This window comes from Silvimonas terrae, assembly GCF_014202765.1.
Lineage (GTDB): Bacteria > Pseudomonadota > Gammaproteobacteria > Burkholderiales > Chitinibacteraceae > Silvimonas > Silvimonas terrae.
On the sequence record NZ_JACHHN010000001.1, the window covers coordinates 214,938 to 228,343 of the forward strand.

A 13,406-nucleotide genomic window follows, 5' to 3' on the forward strand; every position below is an offset into this window, starting at 1 on the left:
CAGATGGCGGGGCATCGATATTGCGACTGGCGTCATCCCGGATTCCCGTCTTCGGCTCCATCCGGGCTACGAATGATGTATCAGGATGTCTGCCATCTCATCTTCTTGCTGAACGCGCTAGAATCCCCATGTCCTCCCTGTGGAACTGGCCATCTTGCCTGCATCTCCCCTGATCACCACCGAACGCCTCACGCTGCGCTGGCTTGTCTTGGCAGATGCGCCTTTCATCTTCGATCTGCTCACCAACCCTTCCTGGTTGCAATACATCGGCGATAAAGGGTTCAAATCTGTCGAAGATGCGCGCAATTACATCGAAACGGGCCCAGTGGCCATGTATGAGCGCTGCGGCCATGGGCTCTACCTGGTGGAGCGCAAAGAAGACGGCGCACCGCTGGGTCTGTGTGGCCTGATCAAGCGCGACGGGCTGGACGACGTGGATATCGGCTACGGCTTCATGCCGCAATTCTGGGCCCAGGGCTACGCGCTGGAGTCCTCGCTCGCCGTGCTGGAATACGGCTACCAGACGCTGGGCTTGCCCCGTATTGTGGCCATCACCTCAGACGACAACGCGGCCTCCATGCGCTTGCTGGAAAAACTGGGCCTGCGCCACACCGCCAATGTGCGGCTGGCCGCCATCGATGAAGACATGTTGTTGTACACCCCGGCGGACGGACTATGCATCTGAACGACATCCCGTTTGGCACCACCGACTGGTCTGCCATTGCACCCACCGAACACGCAGGCGAGCAGGGCAAGGCCATCTGGCGCACGCAGCAGTTTGGCGACATTCGCGTGCGCATGGTGGAGTACACGCCCGGTTATCTGGCGGATCACTGGTGCGTGAAAGGCCATATTCTCTTGTGTCTGGAAGGCGAACTACACACCGAACTGGCCGATGGCCGCGTGTTTACGCTCAAGCCTGGTGTGAGTTACCAGGTGGCGGATAATGCCGAACCACATCGCTCGTATACGGATGTGGGTGCACGATTGTTTATTGTGGATTGAGTGGGATACCCCTGATGACCCGACCTGATTTCATCAAGCACTGGCAAGACATCCAGCAGCCCGCTGAGGGCGCGTCCTACCCTGGTAGTGCAGAGATTTTTACGCTCTCTTCCTCATTCAGCCCGGTATTTGGCCTGGAGCGGATTGGCATTCACCATGAAGTCCTGCCGCCTGGCCGCCGCACCTGTTGGCCGCATGCCGAGAAAACCGAAGAAGAGTTTGTCTACGTGATTGAAGGCACGCCGGATGCCTGGATTGATGGCGTGTTGCATCGCCTGAAGGCGGGTGATGCGGTCGGCTTCAAGCCGGGCACCGGGATTGCACACGTGTTCCTGAACAATACAGATGAACCGGTACGCTTGTTGGTGGTGGGTGAACACAAACGACCAGATAACCAGGTGCATTATCCAATGCATACGGCCTACAACGCGCAGATCGGGAAGGATCACTGGGCGGATGCGCCGACCCAATTGCAGGGCGAGCATGATGGTTTGCCGGATCAATTGCGTGTGTCCAACGGGCCGTTCTAGGCTGTTTGCAAAGCAGCCTCAGATTCCCGGCAATATACCTCGACATATCTGATTAGCGAATTGCCCAAGCCCCCAGGATGCCGACGCTGGCGGCAAGTTCAAGCCGCGATACACGCCACTCTGCCATCGCCTGAACACGCTGCTGGAGGGCCGTGGATAATGAGGTCTGCGCGCTTATCAGCTCAAGAACATTGGCGATACCTAAACGATAGCGCTCGCTAGCTGCAGCATACTGTTGACGCGCACTTTGCAATACGGTTTCTGTGTTGTGCAGATTTTCAGTACTCACGATGAAGGTCTGATAGCTGCGCCAGACCTCCTGCGCTATCTGTTGTTCTGCTTCCTGCAATTTATCCTTTTGTATTTCCAGATCAGCATCCGCCGCCCTGATTTTGTACGCGCTGGCAAATCCATCAAATAGCGGAACACTCAGCACGATCCCAACATAGCGACCCTTTGATCTGGCGCTCAGGCCATCCATTCCCGGGCCAGGGTTGACTGGCTGGGTGTTACGGGAAATGTTCCCGTTCAGAGTCAGCATGGGTAGCGCGTTGGCCCGCACGCTTTTTATTCTCGCCAGCGCCGCCTCAACTGCTGCCTGGCTTGCGAGGATGACCGGGTGCTGCTGTCTGGCATCAGTCAGTAAGGTACTCAACGACTTGATGAAGCTAATGTCATTCAATGGCCCGTCTTGCGTTTCTGCGAGTTCAAAATGTCCGTCGGGTGACAATCCCATGTCCAGGGCCAGGGTTCCCAAGCTCGTACTTGCCATTCCCTCTGCTTTCACGCGCGCATAATTGGCCTGCGCATAGGCCGTTTGCGCTTGTAATTGATCCGACACGGCAGCCACGCCACCCCGCACCCGTGCAGACGCTGTATCAAGGCTTTGTTTTGCCGCATGTTCCATCTCACGCGTGGAAAGCGCGGCAGCCTGCGCTGCAATCGCCTCGTAATAATCTGCGGCTGTTTGTAGAAACACCTGCTGCAAAGTTGCTGCGTGGGTTTGCTGCGCAGCGACAAGCAGTTGTTGGGCACTTTTCATTTCCTCGTACCGCGCGCCGAAGTCGAATAGCACCCATTCAAGAGCAAGGACGTCACTCCGGAAGTGAGTGCCACCGCCTGAGCTCAGGTCTGGTGAATTGGGCACCTCGGTGTAGGTGTGTTCCTTTGCCCACTGAACGGATGCGTTCACATGGGGCATTAAAGCACTTTTGCTGATCCCCACTTGTGCGGTCTGACTCTTGATGGCGGCCCACGCCTCTCGGGTTTTAGGGCTTTGGCAGAGCGCACGTTCCACTGCTTGATAGAGAGTTAACGCCGAGCCTGGAGGCGCTAACGTGCAGGCCATGTCAGAGGAAATAACATCGGCCAATGCCGGAACAGGGGAAAGATCCCGATCCGTAGGCAAAGGATCAGGGTAACTGGAAACCCCGCTGGTAGCCGTCAGTGGCCAGAGTATCCCTAGAGCCAAGGCTGATTTTCGAACTGGACTCCAGGAAAAGGGGCGGGGAGCAAGCTGGATTTTTTTCACAGAAAAAGAGTAAAACAAAAATGGTACCGTATTGCTTGTCGTTTTTAGTATGGTACTTGTTACTAATTTATCGGAATTGAAAGTTGTATTTACAAAAAATTGTATAGAAATTGAGATGATGTTATTTCAAAAAAAAATTTATAAAATTTAAGAGAATATAAAAAGTTGACATAAATTAAATTATTTTTTTTCCTGCGTGATACGTTGGTTGTGTCATGAAAATGAGCTTGACCTAATGGCCATTCATGACAGTTTTTTCATAACTCTTATGGAAATATCATCATGCAAAGCCTGAATGAATTTGAAGTTCAATTGGTCTCTGGTGGCGACGGCTATGGCACCGACGGCGGGTATGGTTATGGTGGTGTCGGCACCACTGGGGGCTTTGGCGGAGGAGGCATGTATGGGAATGGGCAAGGCACACAAGCAGTGGGGGGGAGTGGTGGTGGTACCGGCGCAACCCCCGGGTATCAACAAAGTAGCCTACAAACCGGGTATGGGTATCCAGCATCCGGTATTAACCTTAATGGCAAGGCAACCCCTTCTGAATTAGCAGGAATTGTTGGACTTGTAATATCCGCTGGTGGCTTCGCGCTGACGGGTGGGGCATCAACAGTAGCTAATGCGCTCAGTATCGGAGTTGGCTTGACGGGAGCCGCACTAGTTAAAAGCAAATAGAGCCACCGTATTCGTGCGATTCCGATGTTTGGCGTCGCATGGATTTCTTAATTCTATTTAAAATGAAATTTGGTTGTGATTGTTTTGTGAGAATTTATAGGCGGCTGTTATGAGAATTTTAATAAAATTAATTCAGGGCTTATGCTTTATTGGTATTCTTGATGCTTCTTTTGTTATTAAAATTAATCCATTAGTCGATCGTTTGTCTATTTGTTTTATCTTTTCTGTAATAGTAATTTTGTGCATGTATATCGAATGGAAGTTTTGTAAAAGTAAATAATTTATTTTTTATGGCGCAAAACAGTATGCTGATTGTGGCGCTTCATATATCAGAATTTTTAGGCTTTGTTGGAATTTGCTCAATAAATAATTTCTGCGCAGATGAGCTCGTAGAAATAAGATTGTTAATTGCAGAGCCATTAGCTGTATCGACATTGATATGCATTTTTTTCATGGCTTTTGAGTAAAGGTAAATTAAAGGATAGGCATACTCGTTGTGTCTCTACTTTTCCGGTTTTTATGAAAAAAATCAGTGTTTTATTTTTATTTCAATTTATATGCAATGTTGCATGGGGCTCCATTTTATTTGTTGCAATAAAGGGTTCCGAAACAATTAACATTGTAGGGACAATGCACATCACAAAGAACGAATTCTCTGATTTAAAAATTTATGAAATGGCAAAAAAATTTGACAATTTAGCTTTTGAAGTAAATCCGAATGAAGATTTTTTTATAAGCGCCAAAAAAATGGCTGACACTGGCCCCCCCTTGAAAAGTCTGGATCCCAGTCCCGGGTATACGGATTTTGTCGAGAAATACCGCAAACTAGTTAAAGATGATGTGGATCTTGATAGTGTGCCGGTGTATCAGGCTTATTTGCTTGCAAGTATGGTTAGAATTATAAATGCGAAAGATAATACACATTACTATAACGGTACTGAGCTTTCATTAAAAAATCTTTTTCCGAAAAAGAAAATAATTAGTATTGAAGGAGTTAATTATATTAAAATTTTTAATTCTCTTCCTTCGTATTTTGTCTCCGCCTTGATTTTCAATATTTTAAATTCAAACGTAAACGAAAAAAATTTTGAAGATTTGGAAAAAGCGTTTACAATAGGAGATTGTGATTTGGTTAATGATTTTGAAAATAAAATTGATGCTAATTACGAAGGTCGTTTGGCTAGAGAGTATTTTATTTCACATAGAAATAAATTCATGAAGGAAGAGATTTTGAAAATAAACAAACATAATCCAAATACATTGTTTCTCGTTGGAGTCGCTCACGTATGTGGCTATGATAATATCTTGCTGATGCTTGAGAAGGATGGTTATGTTGTTCGGGAGATTAATTAGTATTTACGTTGATTTTGTTAAAAACAAGAATTTTTACTTGTTAATGTGTGGTGATCTGTGAATTATATAAAATTTGCATATTATCTGGTTATTTTAAGTAGCATTGTTAGCGCTTTTATTCAGATTAATTTGATCGGAGTGCCCGGGTTTGTCGTGTTTTGTCAAGGGTTTGTCATTGGATCTCTGTTGATTAAGATAAATTGTGAAAGAAATTAAAAAATATTTTTTTATATTATTGTCTAATTTATTAGAATTGAGATTCTTTGTGGAAGCTATTATAAAGATAATTCATGGTTTGAGTTTTGTGGGGTTGTTTGGTGTCCCCTTGTTTTTTAAAAACAACCCGTTGGCAGATCGTTTTTTTCTTTGCTTCATTTTTTCTTTGATCATCATTTTCTGTATTTATGCCGAATCGAGGTTTTTCAAAAAATAAATTCCCCGTTTTACGCAGATTGTCAAAAGTAATCTGTGGTTGTTTTTGTGAGTATTATTATTGACTTCTTCAAAAAATCATCTTTATCGGCAAGATTTTGTTGATGCACAAAAGCTGAACCAAAGCGGTGTAATTCTTATTCCGATTGGCATGCCTTTAACCATCTTTGCAATGGGTAGCGTTATGCTACTGCTTGCCTTGGTCGCTTTTTTGACATGGGGTTCCTATACCCGTAAAGCACACCTCGATGGTTTGGTCATGCCCTCTACCGGAGTGGTCAGGGTAATGGCTCGAAATGAGGGCCGGATTGAACAATTGTTTGTTCAAGAGGGACAGTCTGTGGGGATCGGTGCCCCGTTGTACCGACTGGACGACGAAAAATATGATGGCAATGTTATAGGCTCTGCAGAAGAGTTGGCACAGTCGGTTGAACGCCAGCAAATGTTACTGACTACCCAGCAGCAACAGCAGCAATACCTGAATCGTTCGCAGTCAGATGGCTTGTCCAGAAGAGATGCGGAGTTGAAAGCGCAATTAGAAAGCGCGCGTGCTTCCCATGCACTCGCTATGAAGCAGATGACCCTGATCCAGGAAACCCTGGCTCCCTATGAGCAGCTGGCGAAGCAGGGATATGTGTCTGCCATGGATTGGCAACAGAAGCGGATTGACCTGACAACGGCTGAGTCTCGCGTACAAGAGGCGCTCCTGCGGCGCCAACAATTAGAGCAAGCGTTAACCACAAATCGCACGGAAATTGCTCGTATCCAACATGAAGGTCAAATTCAGAAAAGCGAATCAGACCGCCAATTTCAGGTATTAAAGCAGCAAAAAATAGAGCTTGCTACGCGAGCCAAAACAACCATCACTGCTCCGGTTACAGGCATTGTTGCTGCAATTATGGCACGCCCGGGCCAGATTGCTACAGGAAGTGATCCAATGCTGATTATCGTGCCAGGTTCAGCGCATATGCAGGTTGAATTGTACGCACCAAGTAAAGCGGTAGGGTTTATTAAAGCCGGCGAACGTGTGGGGCTGCGTTTTGCTGCCTATCCTTTTGAGAAATTCGGCGTGCAATATGGCAGGATCAAAGAGGTTTCAAAGGTAGCATTGGCACCCACGGATATTGTATTGCGAACACCTTTTTCCTGGAAAGAAAATGAAGCCCACTATCGGGTCGTGGTGACATTGGATAAAGCGACAGTCACGGCATACGGTAAAGAAGAACCACTCAAGGTAGGCATGGCCGTATCGGGGGATGTGGATCTTGACTCCCGACATATCTATGAATGGGCTCTCGAACCGCTGTGGAGCTTGCGTGGCAGGATATGAATATGCATGCCAATAGCGGACTGAACTGGAGTTGGTCAAGACATTTACCGCTGATTCGACAAACTGAAAGCGCCGAATGTGGAGTGGCCTGTCTGGCAATGGTGGCGGGGTGGTACGGCTATAAAATTGATTTACCCTCGCTTCGTAGGCGTTTCGGTGTTTCGCAGCATGGGGCAACGCTAGGGAGATTGATCCAATGTGCCGGTGCGATGCATCTCAGTGGCAGGCCATTGAAATTGGAACTCCATGAGCTATCCCAATTGGCGACGCCATGTATTTTGCACTGGAATCTGAATCATTTTGTGGTACTTGAGCGCGTGCGTGGAAAGGAAGTTGTGGTCCACGATCCGGCGCGAGGCGTATTGAGGCTGTCTTTTTCTGAGATTAACAAGCACTTCACCGGTATTGCGCTGGAGTTAACGCCCACGCACGAATTTGTCAAACGGAATGAGCGGAAAAAGATACGCCTGACTGAACTGGTGGGTAAAACTGAAGGTATCAATGTTGCGCTGATACGAATTTTTTGTTTTGCGATAGTTCTCGAAGCCTTGGCCTTATTGACACCTTTCATTAATCAAATTGTGATTGATGAAGTCCTGGTGGCACATGACGAAAGCTTGTTGACTCTGATAATCATTGGTTCATTGATGCTTACAGGTACACAAACCCTCATTGGTATCGCGCGAGAGTGGGCGACGATTTCGATGGCGGTCAATTTCAATATGCAGTGGACCGCCAATGTCTTTCACCATCTGGTTCGGCTGCCCATTGACTGGTTTGAGAAAAGGCATCTTGGTGATATTAGCGCTAAATTCAGTGCGGTTGATTCGATTCAGTCCTCGCTGACCACCAGCATTTTGCAAGCGGGGTTGGACTTGCTATTGGCGCTTGGCACTCTGGCCATGATGTTGCTCTATAGCACAAAGCTCTCACTCATTGCGATAGGTGCGGCATTGATTTATGGACTTATACGCTGGATCTGGTTCGATGTTTTTCGCAAAGCAGCAGAGAATACATGGGTTGCGAGTACCAAAGAATCCAGCCACTTCCTGGAAACCTTACGTGGCATCCTTAGTTTGTGGGTCAATGATGCGCTTACCCGCCGGGAGATTATCTGGCGCAATCTCAACGTAGAGCGACGGAATGCGCAATTGCAGCAAAGCAAGTTGGGAATGGCATATCACGTTCTGAATACCGCAATTGGTGGTCTGGTTGGCGCAACAGTAATCTGGTTTGGTGCGCAAGCGGTACTGGACAGGGCCTTTTCGGTTGGAATGCTGGTTGCTTATATGTCATTTCAGGGGCGTTTCACCGCAAGTATTTCTTCATTGACAGACAAGATATTCGAATACCGGATGCTTGATGTTTACAATGAGCGCCTGGCAGACATCGTGTTGAATGAAAAGGAAGGGGTTGATTGCGGCCTTTCAGATTCGACTGAACCATATCTCCGACCTGATAGGCAGTGGGTAGGAACCGGGAATGGTTCAGTTGAACTACCGCCCGGTACGCCGGTCCTGGAAGTACAGGATGTGAGTTTTAGCTACGGGCCCGGGGAACGAGTGATTTTGTCCGAAACAAATCTGGTGTTGCGTTCGGGTGAGATCGTTGCATTGGTTGGGCGGTCTGGTGGGGGTAAAACCACGCTTTTCAAATTGATTTTGGGTCTATACCAACCTACCGAAGGTAAAGTCAAAGTACTTGGGCACGATAGTGACAAGTTGGATTTCACCCAAGTGCGAGAGCACGTTGGGACTGTTTTGCAGGAAGACGAGTTATTCACAGGTTCGATTCTCGATAATATTACGCTCTTCGCATACGACATAGATTATGTGCGTGCTGAGTACTGTGCTCAATTGGCCGAGTTGCACAGCGACATAGAAAGCCTGCCAATGGGCTATCAGACGCTTATTGGCGAAATGGGGGGAAGTTTGTCGGGGGGGCAGAAGCAACGTTTGTTATTGGCCCGCGCTCTGTACAAAAGTCCAAAGTTATTACTTCTGGATGAGGCCACCAGTCATCTTGATACTGCCAATGAAGGCAGGATCAGCCAGACTATCCGCAAACTGGGTATACCCGTGCTTTTTATTGCCCATCGCCCGGAGACCATTGCTTCCGCGGACCGGGTACTGGAATTAGTGAATGGGCGGCTTGCCGAACGTGGATAATGCTTGGTGACCTGATTTACCGGGTCGGATTTGGGAATCCAGTGGACTATCCGGAGTGGCGAGATGCAAAACAAAAAAGCGGGCCAAGTGGTCCGCCTTTTTATTGTGCATGCAGCGTGTCAACGATCCGCCAGATCACGCCACCTTAACCGGTGTTGGCTTCACAATCCACGCATTGAACGCCACCACGGCCATCAGCAAACCAGTACAACCCAAGGCAATGGGCAGCGAGGTGGCGCGTGACAGAAAACCGATCGCTGCCGGGCCGGCCAGTATGCCGGTATAGCCGCACATGGTGACCAGCGGCATGGCCGTGCTGGCCGGCACACCCGGGATACGGGCGGAGGCGCTGAACAGCACCGGCACCACGTTGGAGGCACCCATGCCCACCAGCACAAAACCGCACAGGCTCAGCCATACCCAAGGTGCGGTGACGATCACACCCAGGCCGATGGCGGCCAGCAAACCGCCAATGAACACAATCTTTTGCGGGCCCAGATGGTGGTTGATCCAGTCCCCGGTCAGGCGCCCGCCGGTCATGGCCAGCGAGAACGCGGCGTAGCCCAGACCGGCACCCGCTTCGTCCATGCCACGCTCAAAGCGCAGGAACACCGCGCCCCAGTCCAGCATGGCGCCCTCGGTCAGGAAACCGAAGAAACACAGCATGCCCAACAGCCAGACAATGCCGTGCGGCATGCGGAACCGTTGCTGTTCTGCGTGCTCTGGTTCAGTTTGTGCGTGCGGCAAAAAGTGGCGGGACTGGTGCAGCGTGGCTGCGGTGAAGGCAATGCCGACCAGGGTGGCGATCAGGGTCATCGACAAGCCGACCTTCAACAGCGCGGCAACGCCGACGCCGCCCAGCAAGCCGCCAAGCGAGAACAGGCCATGGAAGGAGGACATCAGCGGTTTGCCGGCTTGCAACTCCACAAAAACGGCCTGATTGTTCATGGCCACGTCGACCATGCCCAGCAGCGCGCCAAACAGGAAGAGGGCCGCAGCCAGCATAACGGGGTCTGGCGCAATGGCCAGCAACGGTACGGAGATCACCATGGCCGCGCCGGAGACCAGCAACACTTTGCCGCTGCCATAGCGTTTCATCAGCCAGCCGGTGGCGGGCATGGCCAGCATGGCGCCGCAGCCCAGGGCCAGCAATACGCTACCCAGGGCGGCGTCGTTCAGGTTCAGGCGCAGTTTGGCAAACGGCACCATGGCCGCCCAGGTGGCGTTGGCAATGCCAGTCAGCAAAAACAGCAAACGTGTGGCGGTGCAAGAAGGTTGCCAGCCCAGGGTGCTGGCGGTGTCTTTCGGTTTCATGCGGTTTCCAGTGCGGAGAGTTTCAAGCGGGGGTCAGGCCGCTCTTGTGGTGCAAGGGACGGATTTGCTTGCGTTTGGCATATTTTTATTCGGCACGCAGCACGTTGATTCCTGCATCAGCCAAACTTGTTCCTGATTCAGCCAGGCGGACCAGAATCTGTGCATCGGCATCGTGTTCGATCACCAGATGTGTCACTTCGGTCAGCGGGGCAATCAGAAACGGCGCACCGGTGCCCAGCTTTTCATTGGTGGCGACAGCCACAATGGCGCCACTGCTGGCGACCAGTTGCCGCTTGAATGCCACGTCTTCAATGTGACCGCCGCCCAGGCCGGATTCCGCGCTGATGGCGCAAATGCCCAGAAAGCACAAATCCGGCCGCATCTGCTGGACGTCCAGCAAGGCGCTGGCGCCCAGGGTGCCGCCAGTTTGATGATCCAGCGTGCCGCCGATCATGATCACGCGCAGATCTTCCCGGCCGACCAGTGCGGCAGCAATGGCGGGTGCGTTGGTGGCGACGGTCAGGCCAATGTCTTCTGGCAACAATTGGGCAATGGCCAGATTGGTGCTGCCGGCATCCAGAAACACAAATTGTCCGCCCTGGATCAACCGTACGGCGCTGCGCGCCAGGCGCTCTTTGCGGGCCAGGTTTTCGGCGTTGCGTTCCTTGATGGGTTTGCCTGTAGCCGACATGGCAATGGCGCCGCCATAGACGCGCTGGCACTCGCCATTGGCGGCCATTTCCCGCAGATCGCGGCGGATGGAATCTTCGGAAACCGCAAATTCCTGGGCCAGTTCTGCGGCCAGCACACGGCCATCTTGCTGTAAGCGTTCACGGATAATCTGATGCCGATCGACCGGCAATGCCGTGCCTGACTTAAAACGTTCACGGCGCTCGTCCACGCTCATGGTTAACATCCCGAAAAGTGATCACCAGAAATACTCAATTTCACTAATCGTGCATCAATGTTGATCATCGTGCAAATTTATTTGCACGATTTGCCGTGTTTGTGCCGCCGTTTTTGCCTGTTTTTTCCTGTTTTGGGCCGATAGTGCAAGAAAACATGACATGTGCAACTATGTAAAAAGCAACCAGGGCGACACGTAAAGCGGGTGTTTGTATCTGGCCCAAGGCAGATTTGTACCGTGGCGTGTCAAACAAGCGCAGGACAATCGACGCTACATTTACGACATTGTCAGTTTCCAATCACATTGCATAATGCGCGCCGGCCGGGCTTGTCGCCCAGGCACCTGTCTTTGGCAAAAATTCAAAAAACATGCACGCACACATCACAACAGGCTTGAGATCAGGGGTGGGCAAGGCGCTGGGGCTGGCCGTGCTCAATGTCGGGTTACTGCCGCTGGCATGGTATTGCGGTGGTTGGCCCGGGGCCGTGTTGTGCGTGCTGTTGCAAATGGTGGTGCTGCTGGCCTGGCGTGCTTGGGAGCCGCCGCGCAAGACGCCGGATGCCGGGCCGCTGGCAGACCTGGCCCATGAATTGCGCTCGCCGCTTACCGTGTTGGCGGGTGAGATTGAGGCCATGCAGATTGGCCTGCGCCAGCCAGATGCCCAGACCCTGGATGCCATGGCGGGCGAAGTCCAGCGCTTGTCGCGCTTGCTGCAAGACCTGGACCGTCTGCTGGGCCACAGCCGCGCACCAGAGGTGGTGCCAATGCAGATCATCGATGTGGGCACTGTGATCGAACAATTGTTGCAGCGGCACCGCCTCGTCCTGCAACAAGCGGGGCTCTCTGTCACGCTAAGTCGCCAGCCTGCGCCAGGCGTGTCTGGCGATGCGTTGCGACTGGAGCAGTTGTTCACCAACCTGTTGCAGAACAGCCTGCGTTATACCGATGCGCCAGGGCAGATCTTGATTCGGGTCGAAGCCACAGCGGGTGGTGTGGTGCAAGTGACCTGGGAAGATAGCTCGCCGGGGGTGCCAGGTCAGGCGCTGCCGCGTCTGACAGAGCGTTTTTACCGCGTTCCAGGTCACGGCATACCGCACCCGCATGCCAGCGGCCTGGGACTGGCGATTGCCCGCGCCATTGCCGAAGCGCACAGCGCCACCTTGCAGGCGCGCCACAGCCAGTTGGGTGGACTGTGCTGGGTGCTGCGTATTGAAGCTCAAGAGGAAGTGATCCATGAAGCCAGTCGTATTGCTGGTTGAAGACGAAGCCCCCGTAGCCAGCCTGCTGCTCGAATACCTTGCCAGCGATGGTTTTGAACCGGTCTGGCAAGCCAGTGGTCATGCTGCGCTGGACTGGCTTGCCCATAACGAAGCCGCGCTGGTTTTGCTGGATCTGGGGCTGCCGGATATCCCTGGCATGGAAGTTTGCCGCCGGGTGCGCCAGGCATCCGGTCTGCCCATCATCATGCTCACCGGCCGGAATACCGAGATGGATCGTGTGCTGGGGCTGGAACTGGGCGCGGACGATTACGTGTGCAAGCCGTTCAGCCTGCGTGAGGTCGCGGCGCGGGTGCGTACCGTGTTGCGGCGTGGTCAGCCCACGCCGGTCACGCGGGAAACGCTGACTCTGGATGACGACAGCGGCCGCGCGCACGTCGGCGGGCGGGACGTACAACTGACGGTGGTGGAGTTCCAGCTGTTACGACTGATGGTGGCGCGGCCCGGACGCTTGTTTTCCCGCGCGCAGTTGATTGACGGCATGTACGCCGATGGCCGTGTGGTCACGGAACGCACCGTGGATAGTCATATCCGCAAAATCCGCCAGAAACTTGCCGTTGTTGCGCCGGAGCATGAGTTCATCCAGTCCGCTTATGGCGCAGGTTACCGCTTTGAAAGTACGCCGCGCCGCAATGGCACGGTGTTGAGCGCTGGCAATACCTGCCTCGTCTGAGGGACACCTTCTCAGTGTTTTGGATATCGGCCCGGCTGTCCGCGTGGTGAAGCGCGGGCGCCGGGCCGTTTGCCATTCGCGCTGATCGCGCACGACTTTCACATTGTTTGCTCATTTGCTGCGCAATTGCTTTGCACACTTCGGGCATAGCGTAACGGGCCTTTGGCCCCGATTGTGGAGTGAGGCAAACGTGGCAAACCAGGACTTC

At 51.8% G+C, this 13,406-nt stretch carries 12 protein-coding genes; 9 read left to right on the forward strand and 3 right to left on the reverse strand.

The window, feature by feature from the left end:
* Positions 1-154 precede the first annotated feature (154 nt).
* From HNQ50_RS00885 to HNQ50_RS00895, 3 genes are read left to right on the forward strand one after another with little or no spacing between them, the layout of a single operon-like run.
* Entirely contained in the window at positions 155-685 is a 531-nt protein-coding gene (locus HNQ50_RS00885; RefSeq protein ID WP_221302935.1) for a GNAT family N-acetyltransferase, read from the forward strand.
* Positions 676-1,005, forward strand: coding sequence for a DHCW motif cupin fold protein (locus tag HNQ50_RS00890; protein WP_184096600.1), 330 nt, complete (start codon positions 676-678; stop codon positions 1,003-1,005). Before HNQ50_RS00885 ends, HNQ50_RS00890 begins: the two co-directional genes overlap by 10 nt.
* Before the next feature lie 14 nt (positions 1,006-1,019).
* Complete coding sequence (locus HNQ50_RS00895) at positions 1,020-1,535, forward strand: cupin domain-containing protein (RefSeq protein WP_184096602.1); 516 nt, start codon at positions 1,020-1,022, stop codon at positions 1,533-1,535.
* Positions 1,536-1,587: 52 nt separating this feature from the next.
* Here the strand turns inward: HNQ50_RS00895 and HNQ50_RS00900 are convergent, their stop codons facing one another.
* On the reverse strand, positions 1,588-3,084 hold the full coding sequence (locus HNQ50_RS00900; protein ID WP_184096604.1) for a TolC family protein: 1,497 nt from the start codon (positions 3,082-3,084) through the stop codon (positions 1,588-1,590).
* A gap of 264 nt (positions 3,085-3,348) precedes the next feature.
* On the opposite strand from HNQ50_RS00900, the gene HNQ50_RS00905 reads away from it, so the two are divergent.
* From HNQ50_RS00905 to HNQ50_RS00920, 4 genes are all read left to right on the forward strand, one after another.
* On the forward strand, positions 3,349-3,744 hold the full coding sequence (locus HNQ50_RS00905) for a hypothetical protein (protein ID WP_184096606.1): 396 nt from the start codon (positions 3,349-3,351) through the stop codon (positions 3,742-3,744).
* Between the two features lie 519 nt (positions 3,745-4,263).
* On the forward strand, positions 4,264-5,097 hold the full coding sequence (locus HNQ50_RS00910; RefSeq protein ID WP_184096608.1) for a TraB/GumN family protein: 834 nt from the start codon (positions 4,264-4,266) through the stop codon (positions 5,095-5,097).
* A gap of 493 nt (positions 5,098-5,590) precedes the next feature.
* Positions 5,591-6,859 (forward strand): HlyD family secretion protein, encoded by a 1,269-nt coding sequence (locus HNQ50_RS00915; RefSeq protein WP_184096610.1) that lies wholly within the window; start codon positions 5,591-5,593, stop codon positions 6,857-6,859.
* 2 nt (positions 6,860-6,861) lie between these two features.
* Entirely contained in the window at positions 6,862-9,027 is a 2,166-nt protein-coding gene (locus HNQ50_RS00920) for a peptidase domain-containing ABC transporter (protein WP_184096613.1), read from the forward strand.
* Positions 9,028-9,162: 135 nt separating this feature from the next.
* Here HNQ50_RS00920 and HNQ50_RS00925 read toward each other — a convergent pair whose 3' ends face one another.
* The gene (locus HNQ50_RS00925) at positions 9,163-10,341 is read right to left on the reverse strand and encodes an MFS transporter (RefSeq protein WP_184096615.1); all 1,179 of its coding nucleotides are present in this window, start codon (positions 10,339-10,341) and stop codon (positions 9,163-9,165) included.
* 85 nt (positions 10,342-10,426) lie between these two features.
* Positions 10,427-11,248, reverse strand: a complete 822-nt coding sequence (locus HNQ50_RS00930; RefSeq protein ID WP_184096617.1) for a DeoR/GlpR family DNA-binding transcription regulator — start codon at positions 11,246-11,248, stop codon at positions 10,427-10,429.
* A 368-nt stretch (positions 11,249-11,616) separates the two neighbouring features.
* Here HNQ50_RS00930 and HNQ50_RS00935 point away from each other — a divergent pair, with 368 nt between their 5' ends.
* Positions 11,617-12,507 carry an ATP-binding protein gene (locus HNQ50_RS00935; RefSeq protein WP_184096619.1) on the forward strand — a complete coding sequence of 297 codons (891 nt, stop codon included), beginning with the start codon at positions 11,617-11,619 and terminating at the stop codon, positions 12,505-12,507.
* Positions 12,482-13,198, forward strand: coding sequence for a response regulator (locus HNQ50_RS00940; protein ID WP_184096627.1), 717 nt, complete (start codon positions 12,482-12,484; stop codon positions 13,196-13,198). The genes HNQ50_RS00935 and HNQ50_RS00940 overlap by 26 nt, the downstream gene beginning before the upstream one ends.
* Positions 13,199-13,406: the final 208 nt, after the last annotated feature.

Excerpts from the sequence above, each read along its gene's own strand:
- HNQ50_RS00920 (WP_184096613.1), top strand. The coding sequence starts at position 6,862 with ATGCATGCCAATAGCGGACTGAACTGGAGTTGGTCAAGACATTTACCG.
- HNQ50_RS00895 (WP_184096602.1), top strand. The coding sequence starts at position 1,020 with ATGACCCGACCTGATTTCATCAAGCACTGGCAAGACATCCAGCAGCCC.
- HNQ50_RS00935 (WP_184096619.1), top strand. The coding sequence starts at position 11,617 with ATGCACGCACACATCACAACAGGCTTGAGATCAGGGGTGGGCAAGGCG.
- HNQ50_RS00910 (WP_184096608.1), top strand. The coding sequence starts at position 4,264 with ATGAAAAAAATCAGTGTTTTATTTTTATTTCAATTTATATGCAATGTT.
- HNQ50_RS00940 (WP_184096627.1), top strand. The coding sequence starts at position 12,482 with ATGAAGCCAGTCGTATTGCTGGTTGAAGACGAAGCCCCCGTAGCCAGC.
- HNQ50_RS00890 (WP_184096600.1), top strand. The coding sequence starts at position 676 with ATGCATCTGAACGACATCCCGTTTGGCACCACCGACTGGTCTGCCATT.
- HNQ50_RS00930 (WP_184096617.1), bottom strand. The coding sequence starts at position 11,248 with ATGAGCGTGGACGAGCGCCGTGAACGTTTTAAGTCAGGCACGGCATTG.
- HNQ50_RS00905 (WP_184096606.1), top strand. The coding sequence starts at position 3,349 with ATGCAAAGCCTGAATGAATTTGAAGTTCAATTGGTCTCTGGTGGCGAC.
- HNQ50_RS00925 (WP_184096615.1), bottom strand. The coding sequence starts at position 10,341 with ATGAAACCGAAAGACACCGCCAGCACCCTGGGCTGGCAACCTTCTTGC.